At 34.2% G+C, this 24,363-nt stretch carries 18 protein-coding genes and 1 pseudogene; 11 read left to right on the forward strand and 8 right to left on the reverse strand.

Features of this window, described 5'->3' with window-relative positions; translation table 11 throughout:
- Positions 1-49: 49 nt before the first annotated feature.
- Positions 50-2,236: a multicopper oxidase domain-containing protein gene (locus D0817_RS18690; RefSeq protein WP_438590675.1), complete on the forward strand. Its 2,187-nt coding sequence runs from the start codon at positions 50-52 to the stop codon at positions 2,234-2,236.
- An 85-nt stretch (positions 2,237-2,321) separates the two neighbouring features.
- Here D0817_RS18690 and D0817_RS18695 read toward each other — a convergent pair whose 3' ends face one another.
- A complete protein-coding gene (locus D0817_RS18695; protein WP_127339877.1) occupies positions 2,322-3,266 on the reverse strand; it encodes an NADP-dependent oxidoreductase in 945 nt (314 codons plus the stop codon).
- Between the two features lie 129 nt (positions 3,267-3,395).
- Here D0817_RS18695 and D0817_RS18700 point away from each other — a divergent pair, with 129 nt between their 5' ends.
- The 3 genes from D0817_RS18700 (at position 3,396) to D0817_RS25700 (ending at position 5,146) form a co-directional block, all read left to right on the forward strand.
- The gene (locus tag D0817_RS18700) at positions 3,396-3,752 is read left to right on the forward strand and encodes a winged helix-turn-helix transcriptional regulator (RefSeq protein ID WP_127339878.1); all 357 of its coding nucleotides are present in this window, start codon (positions 3,396-3,398) and stop codon (positions 3,750-3,752) included.
- A gap of 477 nt (positions 3,753-4,229) precedes the next feature.
- Entirely contained in the window at positions 4,230-4,868 is a 639-nt protein-coding gene (locus D0817_RS18705; RefSeq protein WP_127339879.1) for a M949_RS01915 family surface polysaccharide biosynthesis protein, read from the forward strand.
- Between the two features lie 113 nt (positions 4,869-4,981).
- Positions 4,982-5,146: a hypothetical protein gene (locus D0817_RS25700; RefSeq protein WP_161568442.1), complete on the forward strand. Its 165-nt coding sequence runs from the start codon at positions 4,982-4,984 to the stop codon at positions 5,144-5,146.
- Between the two features lie 157 nt (positions 5,147-5,303).
- Here D0817_RS25700 and D0817_RS18710 read toward each other — a convergent pair whose 3' ends face one another.
- The gene (locus D0817_RS18710; protein ID WP_127339880.1) at positions 5,304-5,756 is read right to left on the reverse strand and encodes a DUF4442 domain-containing protein; all 453 of its coding nucleotides are present in this window, start codon (positions 5,754-5,756) and stop codon (positions 5,304-5,306) included.
- Between the two features lie 230 nt (positions 5,757-5,986).
- Here D0817_RS18710 and D0817_RS18715 point away from each other — a divergent pair, with 230 nt between their 5' ends.
- The 5 genes from D0817_RS18715 (at position 5,987) to D0817_RS18735 (ending at position 10,352) form a co-directional block, all read left to right on the forward strand.
- Positions 5,987-6,466: a DUF4870 domain-containing protein gene (locus D0817_RS18715; RefSeq protein ID WP_229654992.1), complete on the forward strand. Its 480-nt coding sequence runs from the start codon at positions 5,987-5,989 to the stop codon at positions 6,464-6,466.
- Between the two features lie 161 nt (positions 6,467-6,627).
- Positions 6,628-6,960, forward strand: coding sequence for a PadR family transcriptional regulator (locus tag D0817_RS18720; protein WP_017498072.1), 333 nt, complete (start codon positions 6,628-6,630; stop codon positions 6,958-6,960).
- Positions 6,961-6,962: 2 nt separating this feature from the next.
- On the forward strand, positions 6,963-8,696 hold the full coding sequence (locus D0817_RS18725; protein WP_127339881.1) for a PspC domain-containing protein: 1,734 nt from the start codon (positions 6,963-6,965) through the stop codon (positions 8,694-8,696).
- 2 nt (positions 8,697-8,698) lie between these two features.
- Entirely contained in the window at positions 8,699-9,433 is a 735-nt protein-coding gene (locus D0817_RS18730; RefSeq protein ID WP_127339882.1) for a head GIN domain-containing protein, read from the forward strand.
- Positions 9,434-9,518: 85 nt separating this feature from the next.
- On the forward strand, positions 9,519-10,352 hold the full coding sequence (locus D0817_RS18735) for a GIN domain-containing protein (protein ID WP_127339883.1): 834 nt from the start codon (positions 9,519-9,521) through the stop codon (positions 10,350-10,352).
- A gap of 181 nt (positions 10,353-10,533) precedes the next feature.
- On the opposite strand, the gene trxB is transcribed toward D0817_RS18735, so the two are convergent.
- The 6 genes from trxB to D0817_RS18765 form a co-directional block, all read right to left on the reverse strand.
- Positions 10,534-11,481: a thioredoxin-disulfide reductase gene (trxB, locus tag D0817_RS18740; protein WP_127339884.1), complete on the reverse strand. Its 948-nt coding sequence runs from the start codon at positions 11,479-11,481 to the stop codon at positions 10,534-10,536.
- Between the two features lie 480 nt (positions 11,482-11,961).
- Entirely contained in the window at positions 11,962-12,642 is a 681-nt protein-coding gene (locus D0817_RS18745) for a hypothetical protein (protein ID WP_127339899.1), read from the reverse strand.
- Positions 12,635-15,547: an Eco57I restriction-modification methylase domain-containing protein gene (locus D0817_RS18750; RefSeq protein ID WP_127339885.1), complete on the reverse strand. Its 2,913-nt coding sequence runs from the start codon at positions 15,545-15,547 to the stop codon at positions 12,635-12,637. The genes D0817_RS18745 and D0817_RS18750 overlap by 8 nt, the downstream gene beginning before the upstream one ends.
- Positions 15,548-15,657: 110 nt before the next feature.
- Entirely contained in the window at positions 15,658-16,431 is a 774-nt protein-coding gene (locus D0817_RS18755; RefSeq protein WP_127339886.1) for an XRE family transcriptional regulator, read from the reverse strand.
- A gap of 304 nt (positions 16,432-16,735) precedes the next feature.
- The gene (locus D0817_RS18760; RefSeq protein ID WP_127339887.1) at positions 16,736-19,525 is read right to left on the reverse strand and encodes an Eco57I restriction-modification methylase domain-containing protein; all 2,790 of its coding nucleotides are present in this window, start codon (positions 19,523-19,525) and stop codon (positions 16,736-16,738) included.
- An 11-nt stretch (positions 19,526-19,536) separates the two neighbouring features.
- Positions 19,537-22,797 carry a helicase-related protein gene (locus tag D0817_RS18765; protein ID WP_127339888.1) on the reverse strand — a complete coding sequence of 1,087 codons (3,261 nt, stop codon included), beginning with the start codon at positions 22,795-22,797 and terminating at the stop codon, positions 19,537-19,539.
- A 622-nt stretch (positions 22,798-23,419) separates the two neighbouring features.
- On the opposite strand from D0817_RS18765, the gene D0817_RS18770 reads away from it, so the two are divergent.
- The gene (locus tag D0817_RS18770) at positions 23,420-23,797 is read left to right on the forward strand and encodes a single-stranded DNA-binding protein (RefSeq protein ID WP_127339889.1); all 378 of its coding nucleotides are present in this window, start codon (positions 23,420-23,422) and stop codon (positions 23,795-23,797) included.
- Between the two features lie 43 nt (positions 23,798-23,840).
- A pseudogene (locus D0817_RS18775) lies at positions 23,841-24,239 on the forward strand (DUF932 domain-containing protein); the annotation flags it as partial.
- Positions 24,240-24,363: the final 124 nt, after the last annotated feature.

The following is a 24,363-nucleotide window of genomic DNA, read 5'->3' on the forward strand; positions in this document are numbered from 1 at the left end:
TAAAAAAATATTTTTCACCTCACTACTCCTCCTTTTTAGCATACAAATCATGCTGTCGCAAAAGGTGGTCCGTTATGACTTATACGTAAGGGACACAATTGTCAATTTTTCGGGAAAGGAAAAACATGCTTTTGCCGTAAACGGACAAATTCCGATGCCGACACTTACTTTTACAGAGGGTGATGTTGCGGAAATTTACGTCCATAACGAATTAAAAGAAAATACCTCGCTTCACTGGCACGGTTTATTTTTACCGAATAAGGAAGACGGTGTTCCGTATCTGACCCAAATGCCGATTGCTCCCAAGACCACACATAAATACAGCTTTCCCATTATTCAAAACGGAACCTACTGGTACCACAGCCATTCCGGGCTTCAGGAACAAGTGGGTTTGTACGGCCTTTTCATTATCAACAAAAAGAAGGACGATCCGACTTTCAGGAAAGGCATTGATGATTTGCCAACCGTTCCTGTTATTTTAAGTGAATGGACCGATTTAAAACCGGAAAACGTTCAGCGAATGCTTCACAATGCCAACGACTGGTTTGCGATCAAAAAAGGGACCACTCAAAGTTATGCCGAAGCCCTGAAACAAGGTCATTTTTCAACCAAAGTGACCAACGAATGGAAACGAATGAATGCCATGGATGTCAGCGACGTCTATTATGAGAAGTTTTTAATCAATGGGAAAAGCCAGGATCAGCTTTCGCAATTTAAGCCGGGAGAAAAAGTCAGGCTAAGAATTGCAAACGGTGGCGCTTCCAGTTATTTCTGGCTCACGTACGGTGGAGGAAAGATAACGGTTGTAGCCAGTGACGGTAACGATGTTGACCCGGTAGCAGTGGATCGTCTCATTATTGCAGTTTCTGAAACTTATGATATTATCGTTACCATTCCGAAAGATAAAAAATCCTTTGCTTTTCTGGCTACAGCCGAAGACAGAACGGGATCAGCCTCTCTATTTCTGGGAGACGGGACTAAACAGCCTCTCGTGCCCCTTTCGAAATTAAAATATTTCGAAGGAATGAAAATGATGAACGGCATGATGAAAATGAACGGCGAAATGAATGATATGGGCATGCAAATGTCCCTGAATAAAATGGATATGAATGCCGTCATGTATCCTGAAATCACCGGTGAAGATGAAAATTCAAAACCGATGAACCATTCCGAACATGCAGAAGGCATGCAAATGGATAACGACAGCACTGAAACCGCCGACATAGTCACCTTAAATTATGCAATGCTGAAATCGCCGACCAAAACTAGTCTTCCAAAAGATGCTCCGGTTAAGGAATTGCGTTTTGAATTGTCCGGAAATATGAATCGCTACGTTTGGAGTTTAGATAATAAAGTCGTTTCTGAGACCGATAAAATCTTAATCAAAAAAGGAGAAAATGTACGCATTGTACTGTACAACGGATCGATGATGCGACACCCGATGCATTTACACGGACACGATTTCAGAATCCTGAATGATCAGGGCGATTACGCACCACTCAAAAATGTAATTGACATTATGCCAATGGAAACTGATACTATCGAATTTCAGGCAAATGCTGATGGCGACTGGTTTTTTCACTGCCATATTTTGTATCATATGATGGCGGGAATGGGACGTATTTTTAGTTATGAAAACTCAGCACCGAATCCGCTGATTCATGATCAGAAAATGGCTTATAAAATGCTAAAAATGGACGACAGAATGTTCCATTTCATGGGCGAAAATGATTTTGCAACCAACGGAAACGACGGTGAAGCCATGTTCAGCAACACCCGCTGGAGCATAGCAACCGAATGGAGACTGGGCTACAACGATCGTCACGGTTATGAAACCGAAACGCATATTGGGCGTTACATTGGCAAAAATCAATGGCTGATGCCTTTTATTGGCTTTGACTGGCGCTACCGAAAAATGGGAATGGATGAACAGGAACAAAATCTTTTCGGCCAATCCAATACCAAAGACAATCGTTCTGTTTTTAGTGCTGGTCTCGAATATACCCTTCCAATGCTTATAAAAGCTCAGGTCGAAGTATACACTGACGGAAATGTACGCTTCCAATTGGAACGAAAAGATATTCCGCTTTCAAGACGCTTACGCATGAACCTAATGTGGAATACCGATAAAGAATATATGGCCGGCCTGAAATATATCGTAGCCAGAAACTTTGGAGTTACTACACATTATGACAGCGACATGGGAGTTGGATTCGGAGTGAATCTGAATTATTAACGACTACACTCTTATTCAAATCTTATAAAAAACATCAGTCCCTGCGGGTTATGAACTGATGTTTTTTTATTGAACTGAAATAGTATTAAAGCTTAATTACAATCTTACCCACTGTTCTTCCGGTCTCTAATTGTAAATGTGCCTGATCCATTTCATCAAATGAAAATACCTGCGACACATGCGATTTAATGATTCCTTTTTGCATAAGATCGGCAACAGCTTTCATATCCGCACCCGAAGATTCAACCAGAATAGCAAACAGGTCCACATTTTTGTTTTTGGCCTTTTCTGCATATTCCGGAGCGATAGCTCCCAGGATGTAAATTATTTTTCCGCCCGGTTTTACAACATCAACCGAGCGATTGTTTATGGCATCTGAAATCGAATTTAACACCAGATCCACATCTGAAACTTCTTTTTCAAAATCGGTTTTGGTATAATCAATATGCTGATCCGCTCCGTTTTGCAAAACAAACTCTTTATTTTTTGCTGATGAAGTTCCGATTACGTGCGCTTTGAAATGTTTTGCAATTTGGGTGGCATAATGTCCTACTCCGCCCGATGCTCCATGAATTAATACTTTATCGCCTTCTTTTATTTTTCCGTTGGTCACCAAAGCCTGCCAGGCCGTAAGTAATGCAAGTGTTCCTGCGGCCGCTTCTTCATGGGAAATATTCTCTGGTTTTAAAGCCAGATGCGAAGCAGGAACCGCCACATATTCTGCATATGCTTTTCCTTTTCCCGGAAAATTGACCATTCCGAATACTTCGTCATTTAATTTAAAGTCCTTTACATTTTCTCCTGCTTCTACAATGGTTCCGGACAAATCCCAGCCCAGAATGACCGGACGTTCGTCTTCGAAAAAACGTTTTATTCCACCTTCCGAAGATCTTGTTTTGTAATCAACCGGATTAATGCTCAACGCACTTACTTTTACCAAAACCTCATCATCGTTAATTTCCGGTTTCGGAATATCTACGTATTTAAAGTTGGATACACCACCCGCTTCGTTTACTATAATTGCTTTCATCATAATTTAGTTTAAAATTAAAGTACAAAAGTATAATATCAGTATCTTTGCCACAAGTATGCACTTTTTTGTATCCTACACACAAAAAACATACTATTATTGATTATCAGCGATTTAAAAATTAAAAAAATGGCAAAAAATAAATATACAGAGGATTGTTCCGATGTAGTTTGCTCTGTAGACTACGCTTTTAAGAGAATTGGCGGTAAGTATAAAGGAAGAATTTTATGGAATCTGAGCAACAAAAACATCCTCCGCTATGGCGAATTACGAAAAACGCTTGTAGATGTCACTCCTAAAATGCTGACCCAGACTTTAAGGGAACTCGAAGAGGACGAATTGGTCTACAGAAAAGTCTACCATGAAGTTCCGCCAAAAGTAGAATATTCGCTTACTGATATTGGCATGGAACTCATTCCGTTTATCAATCACCTGAAAGAATGGGGTGATAAACAGCGGGCGAAAGAGAAGGTTTTGAGACATTAGCAGAAGATAACCTATTGCTCATGTGTATGGAAATGAATTCAGAAAGTATAAACTTATTTAGGAACTGGCATTACTTTTGAAATGACAGAGAGCAACAAAACTCTTTAAATTCATGTACGGAATCAATCCTTTTTTATTACTTGTTTTACCCATGATTTTTCAAATTATATTTGGAACAAATTTTAAATATAACCCTGTAAAATTATCTTTTTTTAGGATAAGTATGATTAGCTTTCTCCTACAAATACTGGTATCTTATCTGGCGCTTCAAATCGTTTCACACAATCTCAGGAGCAACTCAAATGGGCAAATCCATTGCGGAATGCCCTTGCTTGGATTAATTTTCCTCGAATTTATTTTTATAATAATTTTAGTAATCACCGTAGTCATTCAATATTTTATGAAGAGATATTACCATCGTAACAGCAAATAAAACCTGACTACTTCACACCTTAACTAAAGATAAAAGCCTGCTAGATGAAAAATAAAATTACGTTTCTATTCCTCCTTACCATCCTTTCCGTAAAACTTATTGGCCAGAATACTGCCATCCTGCCCAAAAAAATAGATTTCAATAAAATTCCGAAAGAAATAAAATATACCGGAAAAGTCAAAAATGCAGTCTCCTGGAAAGACAAGCTTGGAGAGAATATTGTCGTATTAACGGAAACAGGCGAGTTTACGACTAAAAACTCAGATAGTGAAGATTCTCGTGATGCGGCGTTATATGCTTACCATTATATTTTATCCGGTAAAGATTCAAAGCTAAACTGGAAAATTTATGATTTTATTCATGACTGTCCGGTTGAAATAGAAGCCAACTTTGTAAAAAATACCTTTAATATTACCGATTTAAATAAAGATGGGATAACTGAAATCTGGGTAATGTACACCACGGTTTGTCATGGAGATGTTAGTCCTTCGACTATGAAAATAATAATGCACGAGGGAAATGAAAAATTTTCGATGCGCGGAGAAAACCGGGTTCAGGTAGGTGAAAAACAGTACATAGGCGGAAAACATACTTTTGACAAACCTTTTAAAGATGGCCCTGCGGCATTCAGGGAATATGCCAAAAAGCTATGGCAAAAACACGTTAATAAGGTTTGGGAATAACGATTGTGCATATTTACAAAAACATTAACGATACGCTTATTCGCACGAATACTAAATCAGCCTATATTTGATTCATCAAAAAACAGAATCATCAACATCCAAAAAACAAAGAAATGACAAAAGTAATTACCTTTATGACTGCGGCTCTATTCTCAATTGGCATAACGGCTCAGGAAACGAAACCGGCAGCAAAAAAAGAAAAGGCTAAAAAGGAATCCTGTTGCACAAAAACAGATGTGGCAAAAAAAGACAAAAAAGCTTGTTGTGTTAAAAAATAAGACAACAGGTATTCGATAAAAAAAAGACCTCAATAATGAGGTCTTTTTTGTTATGTATTTTTTTTGCCACGAATTGCTCGAATTGCTCGAATTGTTTTTTGCAAAATGCATAAGCATTTTGAATTGGTGAAAATTCGTGAAATTCGTGGCAAAAAAACTATTTAATACGCACGCTCCACTCAAAATCCATTTCTGAAACCTGGATTCCTTTTTCGTCTGTTCCGATAGATTTCATCCAGAAGGTTTGCCCCTCGCCTGTGGCTATTGTTTTTTCAATAGCTTCGGCAATTAAATGTCCGTCATTACAAACAAATGTAATTCTGCCTGTTGCTTTTTTAGTAAAGTTACCTTTATTATTGGCCACCAGCATCGAGATCTTTTTTCCGCTTTCCTGAATTTGGGAAATTACTAAAGCCCCGGTTGTTAATTCGGCAGCCATTGCCTGAACTGCAAAATACATTGAATTAAAAGGATTCTGATTGATCCAACGGTGTTTTACACTTACGACACAACTGTCTTTATCGATCGCTTTTACGCGAACACCGCAAATATAGGCCGATGGTAATTTGAATAATACAAATTTGTTGAGTTTGGAAACTGAAACTGCCATGTGATTTATTTTTTATGTAAAAATACAAAAAAACTATGCACGCACAATAAATTGTTTTTACTTTCCTAAAAGCGTAATAAAATCAAGCCTTCCCACTGATTTTCAGTCTTTTTTATTTAGCGGGCTTAATTCATATTTGTTAATATTTTGTTAATATTTGGTACTATGTAAAACAAGATACTGTCTTTTGACCATATATTTGCATAAGAAAATACTATATACTTTTAATCATGGAAACAACAACACCACTCATCATGGAAACAACCTCAGAAAAGAACACTGCAACGTTCACACATTTAAGTACATTAAGTCAGTATATCATCCCTTTTGGAAATTATATTTTTCCGATTTTAATCTGGACGAGTTATAAAGACAAATCAGAATTTGTAAATCACCATGGAAAACAGACTTTGAATTTTCAATTGAGTTTACTGCTTTACACTTTGGTTCTGGCTTTAATTGCGATTCCGATTTTTATCATCGTATTTTTTCAAAACCTGCCAATGGAAGCTGTTTTTAACGACGAAGATTTCGTAATCAGAAATTTTCATTTTGACGGAAACATTGGATTAATAAGTATTGGAGCTACGGCTGTTTTACTTTTCGGATTGTTAAAAATAGTGGAATTCTTTTTAGTGATTTACGCTTCTATAAAAACATCAAACGGAGAATATTACAAATATCCTATGACGATTCCTTTTATAAAATAATTCGCAAATGGGCTTCGACTTCGCTCAGCCTGACTAAAAAGATTAAAAGTTATACGAAATACGAACTCATTCCAAAAGAATAAATTCGAAAACAATCATCATCAATCAAAATCATCAATCAAAAGACGAATTGTTCAATCTAAAAAAAACAAAATGAAATTATGAACATTGAAAACACAAAAGCACAGATGCGCAAAGGTGTTCTTGAGTTTTGTATCCTATCTGTACTAAAAGAAAAAGATGCATACACATCAGAAATATTAGACACTTTAAAAAACGCCAAATTACTAGTTGTTGAGGGAACAGTTTACCCGCTATTAACCAGACTGAAAAACGACGGTTTACTCAATTATCGCTGGGAAGAATCAACTTCAGGACCACCACGAAAATATTATGGGTTAACCGAAATAGGACAAACATTTTTAAACGAACTTAGCGGAACCTGGACAGAATTGTCTGACGCCGTAAAACTAATCACCAATCAAAATCAATAATCATGAACAAAACAGTAAATATAAACTTAGGAGGTATGTCTTTTCACATTGATGAAGACGCATATTTGAAACTAACCCGTTATTTTGACGCTATAAAACGATCATTAAACAATTCGTCTGGTCAGGATGAAATTATTAAAGATATCGAAATGCGTTTTTCTGAATTATTGACGGAAAAACAAAAAAGCGAAAAACATGTTGTGGGATTGAAAGATATTGATGAGGTAATCGCTGTTATGGGACAACCTGAAGACTATATCATTGAAGACGAAGAAAAATCAGGTCAGTCTTTTAATGATTACGGAACCAGAAAACATAAAAAATTATACCGTGACAAAGAAAAAGGTATGGTTGGCGGTGTTGCCACAGGTTTAGGACATTATTTTGGAGTTGATGCCGTATGGATAAAAATCATTTTCCTAATATTTGTTTTTGCAGGTTTCGGAACTGGAATTTTAGCTTATTTCGTACTATGGGTTGTAACTCCGGAAGCGGTTACAACCTCTGAAAAACTGGAGATGACCGGTGAACCGGTAACGATTTCGAACATTGAAAGAAAAGTACGTGAGGAAATTGAATCCTTATCTGATAAATTTAAAAATGCAGATTATGATGCCATGGGAAACCAGGTAAAGTCGGGAGCTGAGAGAATAAGTAGTTCATTTGGAGACTTTATCATGACGGTTTTTAAAATCTTCGCTAAATTTTTAGGCGTAATCCTAATCATGTCCGGAATCACTGTTCTGATCATGTTACTGATAGGAGTGTTTACTTTAGGAACTAATGTTTTTGTTGATTTTCCATGGCAAAATTTTGTGGAAGCCGGAAACTTCACAGACTATCCGATCTGGTCCTTTGGTTTATTAATGTTCTTTGCTGTTGGAATTCCATTTTTCTTTTTGACTCTTTTAGGTTTCAAATTGTTATCTCCAAACTTAAAAGCTATCGGGAATATTACAAAATATACGTTGTTAGCGATTTGGATTATTGCGGTTGCGATTGCCATCAGCATCGGAATTAAACAAGCAACTGAAATCTCATACGATAATAAAACCGTAGAGAAAAAAGCAATCAATATTAGTCCAAAAGATACTTTGTTCATTAAATTCAAATACAATGACTACTATGCAAAAGATTTGAACCACTACAGGGAATTTGAATTCGTACAGGATTCGGCCAATCATCAGTTATTATATTCAAATGATGTTCGCCTGCATATTTTACACACTGATGAAGCTGCTCCTTTTATTCAAATAGAGAAAAGCGCCCGAGGAAATTCATTTATCTCTGCCAAACAAAGAGCAGAAAAAATCAATTATAAGTTTCAAATCACAGGAAATCATTTAATTTTGGATAATTATTTTCTTACAGATGTAAAAAACAAATTCAGAGGACAGGAAGTTGATGTGTTTTTATACCTTCCTGAAGGACAAGTATTCAAACCGGATGCCTCTTTACAAGATTATGATGACTCTGAGAATGATTTTTTCAACTTGCACTTTAGCGGTAACTACAATTATAAAGTTGAAGGTTCTAAAGTGAAATGTCTGAATTGCCCTGCTGATGAAAACGATAACAATGACGGAGACTATGACAATGATGAAGAAAACACTATTGACAACGATACGGTAAAAGAAGTTTCCATTAAAATTAACGGAAAGGAAGTTTTAAGCGGAAAAAGTACGAAAGGAAAGCTAACCACTGATAAAAACGGAGTTATAATTAAAATTAACTAGCCATGATAAAAATAATCATTCATATTACGAAATTCGTTGTTGCGACTGTCACCGCATTATTGTTTGCCTCCTGTAACTTTAACGGAAATTCTATTGAAGGAAGCGGACATGTTACAACAGAAAAAAGAATCGTCCACGGTGATTTTCAAAATGTAAAAGTCAGCAATGCAATCGATTTGGTTATTGAACAGGCTGATGCAACAGAAATCATTGTTGAAGCTGATGATAATTTACAAAAAGAAATCACAACAACAGTTGAAAACGGGACTTTGGTCATCAGATGCAAATACGGTTCTTTCCGCAATATTTCTTCAAAAAGGGTGATTGTAAAAATGCCTGTCATCAATAAGATCGACGCATCAAGTTCAGCCTCTGTACAAAGCAGAAATGTTCTTCAGGGACAAGATATTGACCTGGAAACATCAAGTTCCGCAACGATGAATGTTATTGTAGAATCAGACAATATTTCTTGCAGCTCCAGTAGCGGAAGTTCTATAAGAATTGAGGGAAAAGCATTAAAAATAATTACTAATGCTTCAAGCGGGGCAAGTGTGAATGCCGGAAAACTATTAGCTAACGAAGTTGAAGCAAGTGCCTCAAGCAGTGGAAGTTTAGAAGTGCATCCTATTCTGAGCTTAAAAGCCGATGCTTCAAGCGCGGGAAGTATTCTCTATAACAGCGCTCCTAAAACAATTGAAAAAACAGTAAATTCAGGAGGAAGCGTAACTCAGGGATAAACACGCTCAATCTGTTAAATATAAAAAAATCATTCATCGAAAGTGGATGATTTTTTTATATTTGTGAAAATCAAATCTAGCATTAATGAAAAAAAACACCGCCCTACTCCTATTATTATTGATTACAACATTGACTTTTGCCCAAAAACGCGAAAAAATAAAAGGATCTAAAATCGTTACAACTTCTATAAAGGAAGTTGGAGAATTTGATGGTATTGAAGCCGACGATAATCTGGAAGTTTATCTGGAAAGAGGAGAGAAAAACGAAATCAAAATCGAAGCTGACGACAATCTCCACGATATCATCGGAATGGATTTAAGAGATCGTACGCTTCGTTTGTATACCTCAAAACAAAGTTCCATTTTTAAAAAACTGATTGTCCGCGTTACTTATACCAAATCACTTAAGAATGTAATTGCTAAAAATGAAGCGGCTATTTACGCCATTCAGGAAGTTCAGGTAGACGACATTACCTTTAACAGCTTTGATTACTCAAAATTGTTTTTGAATGTAAATTCGAAAAAATTCTCCCTGATTGCCGATGATAAATCAAAAACGGAATTAAACGTAAAATCAGAAGATGCCAGTTTACAGTTAAGCAAAAATGCTTCCATCAAAACACTGGTTTCCGCCATAAAATTCAAATGTGACTTATATCAGAAAGCGGCAGCCACTATTGAAGGTATCGCGGAAAAAGCCACCATTCGTTTGGACAATAATTCGGTTTTTACCGGAACAAAATTCACTTTGAAAGACTCCAATGTCACGGTTGAAAACTATGCGACAGCCAGTATTTTGGCAGAAACCACCATTTCGATAGCGGTTAGCGACAAAGCAGAACTTTCCCTTTTTGGAAGTCCAACGATACAACTTACCCGTTTTTCTGAAGAAGCGAAGCTGATTAAGAAGATTAAGTAAAAAGTTTCACGTTTCAAGTTTCAAGTTTTATTTGTTTCAGGTTGTTGGAGCGTTAAAATAAAAAATCCCATTCACAATAGATAGACTGTAGACTGCGAATGGGATTTTTTTATGTGAAAATTCTCTGCATTTCAGTTCCAACAACTTGAAACCTGAAACAAAGAAAACCTGAAATCTTTTTTTACTCTTTAGCTGCCAAATATCTTTCTGCATCCAGCGCAGCCATACAGCCTGTACCTGCGGCCGTGATTGCCTGACGGTATACATGATCTGCAGCATCACCTGCCACAAAAACACCCGGAACATTGGTATTTGAAGTTCCCGGAGTATTGATGATATAACCGGTTTCATCTAAATTAAGGTAATCTTTAAAAATATCTGTGTTAGGTTTATGACCAATGGCAACGAAAAATCCTGTTGCAGGAATTTCAACCACTTCAGCAGTAGTTTTGTTCAAAGCTTTTATGGCGTGTACCACATTTCCATCCCCTAATACTTCAACCGTATCGTGATTCAGTAAAATTTCGATATTTTCGGTTTTGCGAACACGTTCTTCCATAATTCTTGAAGCTCTGAATTTTTCGCTTCGCACCAACATGGTTACTTTTTTACAAAGTTTAGATAAGTAATGCGCTTCTTCACAGGCAGAATCCCCCGCTCCAACAATTACAACTTCCTGATTGCGGTAGAAAAATCCGTCACAAACCGCACAGGCAGAAACTCCGCCACCCATTTGCAAATAATGTTGTTCTGATGGCAACCCTAAATATTTAGCCGAAGCACCTGTAGAAATAATAACCGTTTCACAGTGTAATTCGATTGAATCGTTAATCCATACTTTATGAATATCTCCAGAAAAATCAACTTTAGTAGCCCAGCCATCACGAATATCAGAGCCGAAACGTTTGGCTTGTTCCTGCAGCTGAACCATCATTTCAGGTCCTGTAACTCCATCAACATAACCCGGAAAGTTCTCCACTTCATTTGTGGTAGTCAACTGACCGCCCGGCTGCATTCCCTGGTATAAAACTGGATTCATATTAGCTCTGGCAGCATAGATTGCAGCGGTATAGCCCGCAGGACCAGAACCTATAATTAGGCATTTAATTTTTTCGATAGTATCTGACATAATATGATAGTGTTAAATTGATGGTGCAAAAGTAAGTTTTTATTGTTGGATTTCAGAAGCCCGATAATCAGTTTTTGCTATTCTAAAATAGAGAATCTAAAAGATATATAAAATAAAAAATCCTTTCTGCAGATACAGAAAGGATTTTCGTCGGGGTGGCAGGATTACATGCCTATTCCTTAATTCGTTGATTTTATTGGTGTTTCAAGGTGTTCACTCCAAAAGGGGTAGCCGAATAGGTCTCATATTTAATGAATTACCTTGTAGCCCTTTGTATCCTTGGTCAATTTAACGCAGTCAGTCAATGTACTTTTATATATGTAAATGTATTAAAAATGCAGCGACCATACAATTAAATAAGTAAAAAAAGAACGATCACGTTCTTATGCATTCCAATGTAGAGGTATCGCATCTTTGATAGAATTATTAGGGGTTATTTAAATTCTACTGATAGCTATCGACAAACCTCTTATTGCAACCCTAAGAAGTCAGGTCTAAAAAGTAATGCCATAATTGCATTTCTTTTAGAGGCTTATTGCGCAAAGTTTTTGAACTTAATTTCTCAACATATGTAGAATTAGATATACTAACTAAATTTTCTGACGGATTGCTCCAGTCAATTGTTGTATCTATATTGCTTGTAGAAAGTTCAGTAAGAAATTCATTCACCTTAGTAATCCAATGACTGCAGGTATGGCTCTGCACATAACCAAACATACCACATACCAACAAATGTGATGAATGATGTCCTCTTTTAAAGCGCTCAATTCCACCGCGCACTCCACTAACATATTCCTTGTATTTGGAGGTAGTTGAAAATCGTTTTGCTTCAAATTCTATTATTGGGAGTGGCTTTCTTGCTCTATCCATAACAAAAACTCCAATATCAGTTTCTTTATCAGATTCTACTTGAGTTGGATTTTTTCTAAAATCGTAGGGTAGAAAACCATTTTGTTCATTTTTACAAATTTGCAGATGATTTATAAGCAAATCACTTATTCTATTTTCCTTTCCTGAATCTTTTACCTTTTGATAGTAAGGAATAAATTCTTCAAGATTTAGATCGATGAATGTAATTATTTGAGTTACCTCAAAATCTGGAGCAACATTTAAATCATTGGGCAGTGGCCCCTGGTATGATGGAAGACTATCTTTAAGCATTTTGATAACGGGCTTTAAAATAATCCGCAAAGCATTCATCAGCATCATTTAAAGCCGTTGATTGCAACCAATAGCGTAGCTGCTTTGGTTTTGCAAGGATTATACAATCTTTTCCATAAATTTTTATAATCTTCTGTACATGATAACTTTTTCGAATGCCGTTATGAGATGGTATTATGGCATTGATGTATTGTTCTAAATCAGTTGTATATTCCGATATTGAAGTTATTTGGTTACTCGTATATTCAAAATGTAATGCCCAATAATCTCCCGCATCTAAAGTTTTAAATAGCTGAAACGTTTTCCCATCAGTATCATATACACTATTTAAAGTCTTGCAGAATACTTCTGAAAAAGACACAATATTCGGAACAGTCGCTCTTTTATTAATTTGATTTTGAGAATCTGCCACAAATGAATGCTTAATAGAATCATCCAATACAATTTTTTCCGCTGTTGATAGCTTAATATCTGAGATGTTTTCAGGATAAGGTATATGTAGCAGATCTTCGTCATATAGCGAGGTAGATTTATTTACTTTAACCCTACTACTTGTCGCTAAGATATAAAATCTTAATAGTGGTCCATTGTTTTTTAGGTAATCAGAAATTTTTATCAATTCATCTTTATCGCTTTCAGGCGCATGAATCGAGAAAATATCACTTAAGAAGCTCAAATATTCGTCTTTGTATTCGGTTATCAATTTTGTTTTGCCTAAAATTTTTCTAATCAAAAGATGTGGTGCCGTATAGAGTTCCTCTTTTCGTGGTCTATGAAAATATTCTATATTACATAGCGGTAAATCATCAGACTCAATACCATTTTCTGTAAATAATTCAGTCGGAAGAAATTTTTTGCCTGTTAAATAATCAGCTTTATTTTTGTCGCCCTTCTCAATAAACCCTTCTCCTTTAACCCACCCGGAAGATTTTTTTTCGTCTAAAAATTCTCCGAGCGTTCGTAATACCGATATTTTTTCAATCAATTGAACAATTCTGCCACCACCCAGTAAATTTGATTTCCAAATATATGGACTGGAGATAGCAGATGATTTTGTTACCATGTGGAAATCGTAATGATCGAATTCTAAGAAAATTCTATTTGTATTAGAAAACGTTCGTCCTGCAACAATATGCGCTACTGAATCTTGAGTAGGAAGAGAGTTTTGTAAAAACACTGCTGCAGTTGCTACATTTTTCCTGCCCCAAAGTTTGTCTGACAATTTAGTGAAATCTAAAACTTGCAGAAGATTATATTTTGAAAATAACAGGTTTTTAAACAGTGTATCTTTTTGATAAAGGATAGGTCCTGAAGGCTGGACTAAACATAATAAAGCATCAGGTTTTAAAAGCCTCATCGATTGTACTAGAAAATGAAGCGCAGGGTTTTCGTCTGGAATGTTAATACTACTTTGATATCCGATACTTGTTTTAAGTTCTTTAAAATATTTCTTCCTATTAGGTTCCTTTCCATCTACATGTTGCAAATTAAATGGCGGATTTCCAATAACAAGATCAAATTCTGCTACGGGAGCATTTACGATGAATGGGAAAAAATCATTAACGATGATATTTTCGCTTAAATCCGGAAACCTCAATTTGCCCCACGTTTTAGGGTCAAGGTCAACTTCATCAAGTATCGCTAAAGCTAAACTAAAAATAGATAATCGAATAGCATCTTGTTGAATATCAATGCCATAAATACTCTTTAAGAGTAATTCTTTTAATACTGACAAAGGCGGCTTTTTTAATTCACCGGTTTGCTTCCATTGCTCATAACGCCACCACTGTACAATACGCTTATATGTTTTCACAAGGAAAATCCCAGAGCCGCAGCTTACGTCAATCATTTTAAAATCAGACTGTGGATTCTTCAATGGCATGCACTCATCTACAAGAGTGCTTACAATCATTTCAGGGGTATAAACAATATCCTTACTGTCAGTAAGCAATTCTTCGTAAACCGAACTTAAAACTTCAACCGGCAGGTGTGAGAATGAATAAAGTCGCCATAGTAAGAATTGATTTTCCCGTAAATTTCCATCGAGATAATCCGCAAGGGCTTGTACCTCACTTTTTTGAATCGCTTCGCGTTCTTCCTTCTCATTCTCTTCGTCCCATTCAAATATCTTTCCGTTAAAATCCTTCGCCAATTGGTCAAGCAGATCAAGTAATTTCCCATTCCTAATAACTGCACAGAAATTTTCGCTTCCAAAGTGCTTAATGAAATAAGTTCCTGCAAAATAACCGCTATGACTGTCTTCATCACGTTCCTCCAGGTATTTTATCAATAAGCTTTGTACTAATAATTTTAAGGCAACGTGTCTGTTAAGACCTGATTTTTCCTGAAAGCTTTTGTAAACATGCTTCAATCCCCGAATAAGGTCTCGTGCTGCAGATTGTTCAAATTTGAAATGTTTCTTTTCATCCTGTTCTTCCCAAAATAACCCATCATCGAAGCTTTGGGCGTTAAAGCTTTTTATAGCCTCACCAGTATAAGTAAGTATTTCTTTTGCGTAAGAATCTCTGCTTTCGTTTGGTTTCTCGCGAGCGTCAAAAATAGCTACAGAAGTCTTAGTAATGATAATATAGAGTGGGACCTGATAACCATTCCACATGCTGATATGGATTCTATTCCGGTCATCATTAGTTAGAAGCTTGTCTGTATAATCAAAGATATACAATTGTGGCACTAAGGCGCGCCCATCTTCAAAATGTCTAAAATATACTGCATCTGCACTAAACTTGTGAAATGCAGTTTCCAATGCAAATAAAACATCGGGTGAAGCAAGACTTTTGTCCAGCTTTTCATATTCGAAAGTCATCAGTATACCCCCTTTCCCTTCTTTATCCAAAAAAGAGAAATTCAGATCATGAATTTTTTGTTTAAACAACGTCGTTGCCATACTAATTTTTACCTTCAATTTTATTAAACAAAACTACAATTTTAACTCTACTTTTACACATTTCGTAACATGATTGATTAACAACTTATTAAAAAAAAACTTCACTGTTTTTAAGCCATTTTCGCTTTGATTTCAACCATATCTCGTTCAATTTTCTTTATCACCATTGTTAAATTGTTAATATCGTTAGTTTCAGGTTTGAATTGTTCCCGTTCAAGACTGCCTGCATATTCCCATATTTCGGCTATATCAGAAAAATTAATTTCATACGAATTATAAAATGAATTATCGGAAGTAAGGGAAAAAGTATTCTTGCCATTTCTGTTGAGGCGTTTATATACCATTTCATTGTTTTTGGTAATGATGATATAAGTTTTGCCATCCACTACATCCCCAAGTTTGTCAATGTACTTTCCAATTATCGAGGACTTGTCGTTGTGGGGAGGCATGGAATCACCGTCAAGAGGAAATACACGGTGCTTTTCATTTTTGTCAAGCCAGGGCAGAGAAATATGATCCAGTTCAGAAATAAAACTAAAATCTGTATATCCGCCTGCAGCATATCCAGCTTTTGCTTTTTGTGTAACCACCTCAACTAAATTATTTCCATTACAATCAACAGTAATTGGCAATACAATCCGGTTATTTTCTAGTGTGACTAAATCACCTATTGATACCTTTTCAAGGTCAACAGTCAGCAACAAATCAATGCTTATATGATAGAATCTCGAAATAACCAAAAGCGATTCAGCTGGAGGAGTATTTTTTCCATACTCATATTTCTTATATTGATCAAGCCCAAACTTCATTGCATCAGAAACAGCCAGCTGAGACAAATTCCGTTTGCTACGAAGAGATCTTAAATTGCTCGAAATATATAGCATTATAAATATGATTTAAAGTCACTGTAAATATAATATTTTAGTGATTTAAAATCCTTAATCTGGAATTATTTTTTGAAATTTTAATTTATCAAACACATCTTCTATAGATTTTTTTATTTAAAGTAAATGCATTTTTTTAAAACACTCCCACAAACTATCCATATTAATGATAGTAAACAATAGGTATAAATTAAAAATTCAAAAAGTGAATTGATACTCATGCCAAACATAATTTATTGCAGATTTTCCAGTTTTAGGTGACAAATACCAATAATTCTAGAACTATTAAAGATTTTTAGAAAATTTATTGACGGAATTGCAAATCCCTGAAATATTTTAAAGAAAAGTGTTCGTCTCTAAGGTTTCCTATTCGCAATGTATTAGTACAAAAATATTCATCTTGATCTAATGTTGCAATAATCCTATCTTTTAAAGATAAATTTCTAATTCTTTGTATAAGCAACTTGTCTTGTGTATAAATCTCCTTAGTTTTAAAATTAGATCTGTCATTTTCGTTAAATACTATATAACGATTAGAAAAATTTATTTGATACTTTTTTATATCCTTACCAACAAGTAGTTTAGAGTTATTATTTAAGGATTTAGTTTCTATTAATGAAGAATTACTTCCTAATTCGATACCTCTGGGAAGATTAAGAATATTAGACAACGGTACTTTATTTGAAAAAATGATGTCGATAATTTTTAAATCTTGTTTGGTACAATTCAATTTAAATTCATAAAGCAAATCTTCATTATCGAATTGCAATTGTGGTATTAATTCATACTGATTCTGAATAAAATTATTTTTATTAGAAAAAATTTTCATATTGGACTCTTCTGTCTGCGAAGTTTTAAATAGTAAAATTGCAACATCAACCTGCGCAGATTCAAAGATAGTTTCATCTAAATTTACTATCGAAATTATTGTTGAATCATGGATGAGTTTTTTTCTTAATTGATAAAAATCTTTATTATTCAAAAAGGTACTAGATGTAATCATAGCAAATATTGAATTCCTTTTTAAGAGCTCAAAAGATTTTTCAATAAATAATCCGTATAAATCAAATTGTCCAACAGCAGTTTTATAAATTGACGTAAATATCTTCTTTTCCTTCGCCGGAATGTTTTTTACACTAACGTAAGGTGGATTTCCGATGATTATATCGAATCCATCTTTAATACCAAACATCCAATTGGAATCAAACCAACCACAACTTTTATCTTCAAAAGGATTGAATTCTAAAAGGCGTTGATATATTTCTGCATCTTTGCTGGTAATCCAGTCTTTCGAGGTATTCCATAATTTATTTTGCAGATTTTTAAACTGACGCTCTAATTCTTTTTTACCTTCTTTGCTTGCGTCAAAATAATCATGTCTTACTTTTTCAATTTCTATGATTATATCTGTAGCTCCTGCAATTTGATATTGCATACTATTATCTGTACTTAAGGGTATTAGAGTGTTAGCACAAACAATTTTAAAAGCAAGGTTAGGCAAAGGCTGTGGTTCTGTTTCATCAACTACTAAACTTAACCAAAAACGTAATCTAGCGATATCTACCGCTCCATTGTCAATATCAACACCATAAATACTTTCTTCAATAATGTGTTTTTTTAGATCGGCAGGAGTTTTAGCTTTAAATCCTTTGGAATCTTCTATTGGTATCTTTAAGTGATAAATTTCGTGAAGCAAACCCATAGGAAAAGCACCTGAACCAATTGCAGGGTCGCAAATTTTCACATCTTCTAAAGCTCTATCAATTAGTTTTATTTCACTACTACTAAAAATAGTTACATCATAATTATCATTATATTGCTTTAGTTTATGTTTAAAATCCTCATTTTTTTCATTGTTTGTATATATATGTATATAGTTATGTAAACTTTCTCTACACATGTAATATACTATGTCTTTTGGAGTATAAAAAGCACCTTTGTCTTTGTTATCCTCCAACAAATTTTCAAAAATATGCCCTAACATTTCAGGGTCAACTGCTACTGTTTGTTCATCTGGAGCATCTTCGTAAACTGTGAAGTTGAAATTATTGAAAGTATCAAATAATTTTTCAAAAATATCTGATGGTAGAGAAATTTTGTTGTAACGATAATCTTGATCTTTATCAAATAAACCTCCATTAAGGTATGGAAAACGAAAATCATTACTCTCATTTTGGACTTCACTGTTATTTAAGGTATCGAAAAATAACGGAACAAGATAGTCGCTATAGAAACTATCCTTATATTTTGCGTTTTTATATAATTCTAATAAATAGTCGGGATTACCATCACCCCAGTTTTTCCCTTTTGGAACCGATAACCAACCTTTTTTTTGAATAAAATATAAAAATACAATTCGCCCCATCATTCTTTTAAAGAAATCTCTAGCTAATTTATCGTCTCCATCAAAATAATTATTCAATTGAAAGTGAGCTTCATGAACTTGAGTTTCTATAAATTTACTTCCCTTCTTAACATACCGCTTTCCGGTAATAAATTCAACAAAATCATCATAAATTTTCTTGTATTCGTTGAAAAAATCTCTGCTTAATTTTTCAACTGAAAATGCTTCTTCAAAATCATTAAGCGTTAAAAATTGAAATATGTTATCTTGTTGTTTTTGTATAAGTTTATCAAATCTAATAGAAGCTGTTAATGCTTTTTCATTTTTTCCGAATAAGTAAGTGTAACGCTTTGGAGCAGTTTCTTTATCTTCAATTTGATTAGTGTTTTTATTTTTTAATTTTCTTTTACTAATGTAACTGAAACGCCATTTATCGCCCTGAACAAATACAACCATAGCGCCAGCAACCTGTTTTGTAATGTCTTTTATAAGGTTCCTTAAAGCAACTCTATTTCGATTGATATTAACCTTTTCTTTTAACTCAACTTCAAAAATTCCAATCTTTGTATATTCATCGATTTCATAAAATCCTAAAGAGATGCAACTCTTACTCAATTTACTGTCGGTCAATACTAATGGTTGCTCATTACCAAATAGTTTATTATTCGTAAACTGTGTTTTGATAAAATCTGTCCAGACACTTCTGTTATAGGGACTTTCTAATATATTTCTAATTTCTGTTACTGTCATTGTAATTGCTTTTAAGAAACAAAGGTTTCTGAAATAATAATTCTTGGTTCCAATGGCTCTAAATTCTTCTTGTCTGTCCTCTTAATTTTAGAAATATATTTATCTGATAATCTGATTAGTTCATTCTCTAACTTCTTAATATCAGTTTCATTTCTTAATTTAAATACTTCATTCGTTAAATTAGAATAAGTACCATTTTTCAAAAGAGGTAATAGATTTTTTGCTCCTTCTATTGCTATTTTAGATACTAATATATTATAGGATAACCAACTATTCATGTCATTTACTGCTTTGTTAGATCTTATATCCATTTTGTCATCTGCTCCACCAATCATTTCAGGGGTGGTCAAATCTCTTTCAAACTGCTCGGTTATGTGATTGGTTTGAGTATAATGTAATTCTGGTATAGCTACAATTCCAATTTCATCTTGTTTTGCTTCGAATATTTTGACTGCTTTTTCAAATGGGAGTGATATAGATTTTCCATTTTCATGTAAATAAATATTTTTATAATCTCCATTCTTAACAAACGCAATAGTTTTGTTATTAGCGTTAGATTTCCTAACACATCTCACTTTTAAAGGCATCTCATTTATTTTTTCGAAATATTCTTCGTTTTCATCTCTGAATTTTCTTAACCACTCTAAATACTCAGTTCTTAAATCTTTTTCTTCTTCTTTTTCTTCAAACATTCCAAATTGATCGATAATTTCATCCATTGTGTAGATTTTATTATCCTCACCAAAAGTACTGTGACTACTTTGCAATTTTACTAATGATTTTTGACGAAGATTTATTCTCCTATCTCCATGTTCAGATGGGTAAAAATTGTAGTTATAAATAAAGTTAGCTTTAGTTCCAATACGATTAATACGCCCTAATCTTTGAATTAATTTTGTTGGATTCCAGGGAGTATCATAATTTACGATTACATTTGCCCGGTGTAAGTTAATACCTTCTGCCAAGACATCTGTTGTTAAAATAATATTGAAATCATTTTTAAAAGTCTCTTCGTAATTGGCATCAAAATTTTCACGAATAGTTTCAAAATCCCTATTCCTGTTTTCAGAAGTTATACTTAATACTTTATAAATTGATTCTTTTTCTAATCTACTTTTTAAATACTGCAATGTATCAGCTGATTCTGTAAAAATCACAAGCTTTTCTAGTTCATTCTTTGATTTATCAAAGTACTCTTTTTCAAGTAATGAGATAAAAACATTCCACTTTGGGTCATTACTTTCTTCAACTGCTTGCCATCTATTATTTAAGGCTGATAAGTATTCGTAATCTTTTTCAAGACCTTCAATAAATCCGTCTTTAAAATCCATTTTCTTAAAAACTTTGTTTTTAGGCTTCTCATCATCAATTTTAAGAATTTCTATTTCAATCTCCTCATCAGTCATTCCTTTGTTTATCAAATCGGAAATATCCAAATCTGGAGCAATAAATATACTGTCTCTTTCATACATTTCAATCATCTGTTTGGTTGAGTTTGTAATCTTACCTAATGATTTTTTAAAAGCATAAAAGCTACTTTCCAATCTTTTAATTAATTGGGTCTGCATAATATAAGCTAAAGAACGAGAAACGGTTTGGGCATTTTGATAAACTCCATTATTTGCTTCATCAGTTAAGTAAGCTATTGCTTGATAACGAAAGAAATCTATTTTATCCTTATCAATTATACTATTTGCAGTATCTAAAAACAACTCTGCAAGCTGATTCGATAATTCATATTCATTTGCGATAGGATTAGCAACGGTTGGAAAAATAATTCCTTGCTCTTGGAGATCTTTACGATAACGTTCGTTCTTTACTAAATCCGTTCTAGTTCTTCTTATTGTTATATCTTTAACTACCTTATCGCGAATATCATTAAATATTTCTTGTATTCCCGGTAAATTTAATGGTATTTCTTGAATCAGTGTTTTATATCTTGCAGTATGAGGATAAAAAAACTTTTGCAAATTTGTTTCACTCAAGTTACTATTTCTAATATCTTGAAATAATGAAATCAAATAATATATATCTTCCGGTTTATTATTAAGTGGTGTTGCTGAAATTAAAACTACTTTTTTTTCAAATCCTTGAATTCCACCTATGTTTTCTCTACCGGATTTACAAATGATTTGTAAGTTTTCAAATTGTCTGCTTTTACTGTTTCTAAATTTATGTGCTTCATCAACTAAAATTAAATCATATCTTTCCTTATCAGCATAATTATGGTTGCCATCAACAATTTTATTTAAACTACCATTTGCAATAAAATGACATTTGTCATCAATCCTAAATTCTTTGAAAGTGCTTTTCCAGTTTTTCTCCAACGTTGGAGGATATACTACTAAAATTTTTGTTTTAGGCCCGTTATTAATGATGAATTTCTTCGCTAATAAAGCAGCCATAACAGTTTTACCAGTTCCTACCACATCCGCCAAGAAGAAACCATTGTGCTTTAACAACAATTCATAACCTTGATTTACTGCATCAATTTGGTAGCTTAATTTTTTAAACTTTTTGAGTGGAATATCGCTAATACTATCTGGGTCGTAATCAATACTATTCCCGAAAAATTCGATTAAAAATTTAACGTATAATTCAAAAGGTGTTGGTGTTATATCTAAATATGTTTTCTTGATTAAAGAAGGTGCATCAACAGGAAGTATTGGGGTACTCTCTTTCCACAATTTTTCAAATTCTATGTCAGCATATTTGACGTTAGGGTAATCTCTTAATTCAACGTTCATTTCATAATTATACTCAACTCCTTCTAATCCTAAGCCTTGAGCAGAAAGATTAGACGAACCCATAATTACCATTCCATTTGGATTATGTTCATTGAAATTTGGAGATAAAAAAATGTAAAATTTTGAATGCAGTTTTTTTGAATTATGCGCTCTTATTTCAATTCTATTATCTGCAATATCGCTTATTAATTGTAAAATTCCGTCTTCTATATTCTTACCATACTTTGCCTTTGAAATGTCATCCCGTATACTTTCAAAAAAACTTTGTTTTGTATCTTTTGTATTAGCACTAAATAACAAACCATTCTGTTGAGCCAAAACGATGAAAGGGTCTACATCAATACCTGCAATGATTTTTACTTTTAAATCTAATGGAAAATGTTTCCGGATAGCAAAATAGCCAGATGCTCTAAAATAACCAATAACTGATTTGAAGTACTCAATATTTTGCATATTTTCAAACACACCTACAAATTTTTTGTAAAGTGTATTTTCACCTTGGTTTGTAAAAAAATTAGAAGTCATTTATCGATAAAATATATTGATTTTTTGTACCATAAATTTAACCAAATATAAAACTGATAAATGCATTTTTGCTACAATCTACAAACATACAAAAAAGCAACTACAAGGAAAAGGAAAGCAAATAAAAAGGAATAGGTAGGATAGCGAAAAAGAATAAAGACATTTATGTTTTTTCGCTAAATATATAAAATCCTACAATTCACTTTTACATGTTGTTTTTGAGATATTAGTATAGGACGGAATATCTACAAACCATCTTTATCATATCGCTCATTCTTCCACTCATTTTTTTACCAAAAACCAGTATGCTTTTGTCTCATTTCAGCAGCAAAGGTATTTCCGTGTCCTTAACGCAATAGCAAGGCCAGGCCCTTCAGGTTTGATAAAAAATCTCCACCCATCCGGGTTGTATTTTTTGTCAAAACCTTGCTATTGCTAAACACTAACCTTTTTATGCTCCTGAAACGAAACATAGCATACTCCGGCTCTTTAGACGAATAAAAAAAATGTCAGCAATGAAAAGTAAAATATTAAAAATGGATTTGATGAAACAAAACAGCTCCTCCTCTCATTGCCGAATAAAATTTCAAAAAAAAATTAATCACTAAAAATCGTAGGAATTATGAACATCACAGGAAGATTGACAGCGGATGCGCAGGTACGCAACGTGTCGAACAGCAAAACAGTAGTAAACTTTTCGGTAGCCATCAACGACAGCTACAAAAACAAAGCGGGCGAGCGCATAGAGCAGACAACGTATTTCGACTGCGCCTATTGGCTTAGTCCAAAAGTAGCGCAGATACTCACTAAAGGTACGGTGGTAGAACTGACAGGCAAAGTGAGCGCAAGAGCGTGGACAGGCAGTGACGGACAACCGCACGCAGGACTGAACTTCAATACCTCGCAAATCAAACTTCACGGGGGCGGTAAAAAAGCCGAAGCGGTACAGGCTCCTACAGGAAACAACAATGACGATACAAAGGATGACCTACCATTTTAACAACGAGCACCTAAATAATTTAAACAATTTAAAATTTAAAATCATGGCACATAATATCAATTTTAACAGCGAAACAGGACGTTATTCATTCTTTAGCGTAAAGGAAAAAGCATGGCACGGACTAGGGCAAATTGTAGAGCAATACCCAACAAGCGAGGAAGCTGTAAAATTTGCAGGGTTAGATTACGAAGTAGTTAAAAGTCCGCTATTTACCAAAGGTTCGGGCATTATTCAAACGGCTGACAATATTGAGATAGGCAGTAACGAATTGGAAGTCCCTAACTATTTTGCCAATATCCGCACGGATAACAATGCAGTATTGGGCGTTGTAGGCAAAGACTATCATATCGTGCAAAACCGTGAAGCATTTAATTTCTTTGATGCCATTGTAGGCGGTGGAGAGGGAATACTATATGAAACCGCAGGAGCGCTGGGTAATGGTTATGGAAAGTAAAGAATAATGTAAAGTAGAATATGACTAACCATTACTTTTGTGATAATTAAGACATTCTACTTTACATTATATCTTATTTAAAATTCTTGAGCCATTCTAAAAGATTTTCATT

The organism is Flavobacterium cupreum (genome assembly GCF_003996965.1).
Taxonomy (GTDB): Bacteria; Bacteroidota; Bacteroidia; order Flavobacteriales; family Flavobacteriaceae; genus Flavobacterium; species Flavobacterium cupreum.

What these genes read in the sequence shown, in the direction of transcription:
- D0817_RS18690 (WP_438590675.1), top strand. Translation starts at nt 50, where the DNA reads ATGCTGTCGCAAAAGGTGGTCCGTTATGACTTATACGTAAGGGACACA.
- D0817_RS18695 (WP_127339877.1), bottom strand. Translation starts at nt 3,266, where the DNA reads ATGAAAGCAATTATAGTAAACGAAGCGGGTGGTGTATCCAACTTTAAA.
- D0817_RS18700 (WP_127339878.1), top strand. Translation starts at nt 3,396, where the DNA reads ATGGCAAAAAATAAATATACAGAGGATTGTTCCGATGTAGTTTGCTCT.
- D0817_RS18705 (WP_127339879.1), top strand. Translation starts at nt 4,230, where the DNA reads ATGAAAAATAAAATTACGTTTCTATTCCTCCTTACCATCCTTTCCGTA.
- D0817_RS25700 (WP_161568442.1), top strand. Translation starts at nt 4,982, where the DNA reads ATGACAAAAGTAATTACCTTTATGACTGCGGCTCTATTCTCAATTGGC.
- D0817_RS18710 (WP_127339880.1), bottom strand. Translation starts at nt 5,756, where the DNA reads ATGGCAGTTTCAGTTTCCAAACTCAACAAATTTGTATTATTCAAATTA.
- D0817_RS18715 (WP_229654992.1), top strand. Translation starts at nt 5,987, where the DNA reads ATGGAAACAACAACACCACTCATCATGGAAACAACCTCAGAAAAGAAC.
- D0817_RS18720 (WP_017498072.1), top strand. Translation starts at nt 6,628, where the DNA reads ATGAACATTGAAAACACAAAAGCACAGATGCGCAAAGGTGTTCTTGAG.
- D0817_RS18725 (WP_127339881.1), top strand. Translation starts at nt 6,963, where the DNA reads ATGAACAAAACAGTAAATATAAACTTAGGAGGTATGTCTTTTCACATT.
- D0817_RS18730 (WP_127339882.1), top strand. Translation starts at nt 8,699, where the DNA reads ATGATAAAAATAATCATTCATATTACGAAATTCGTTGTTGCGACTGTC.
- D0817_RS18735 (WP_127339883.1), top strand. Translation starts at nt 9,519, where the DNA reads ATGAAAAAAAACACCGCCCTACTCCTATTATTATTGATTACAACATTG.
- trxB (WP_127339884.1), bottom strand. Translation starts at nt 11,481, where the DNA reads ATGTCAGATACTATCGAAAAAATTAAATGCCTAATTATAGGTTCTGGT.
- D0817_RS18745 (WP_127339899.1), bottom strand. Translation starts at nt 12,642, where the DNA reads ATGCTTAAAGATAGTCTTCCATCATACCAGGGGCCACTGCCCAATGAT.
- D0817_RS18750 (WP_127339885.1), bottom strand. Translation starts at nt 15,547, where the DNA reads ATGGCAACGACGTTGTTTAAACAAAAAATTCATGATCTGAATTTCTCT.
- D0817_RS18755 (WP_127339886.1), bottom strand. Translation starts at nt 16,431, where the DNA reads ATGCTATATATTTCGAGCAATTTAAGATCTCTTCGTAGCAAACGGAAT.
- D0817_RS18760 (WP_127339887.1), bottom strand. Translation starts at nt 19,525, where the DNA reads ATGACAGTAACAGAAATTAGAAATATATTAGAAAGTCCCTATAACAGA.
- D0817_RS18765 (WP_127339888.1), bottom strand. Translation starts at nt 22,797, where the DNA reads ATGACTTCTAATTTTTTTACAAACCAAGGTGAAAATACACTTTACAAA.
- D0817_RS18770 (WP_127339889.1), top strand. Translation starts at nt 23,420, where the DNA reads ATGAACATCACAGGAAGATTGACAGCGGATGCGCAGGTACGCAACGTG.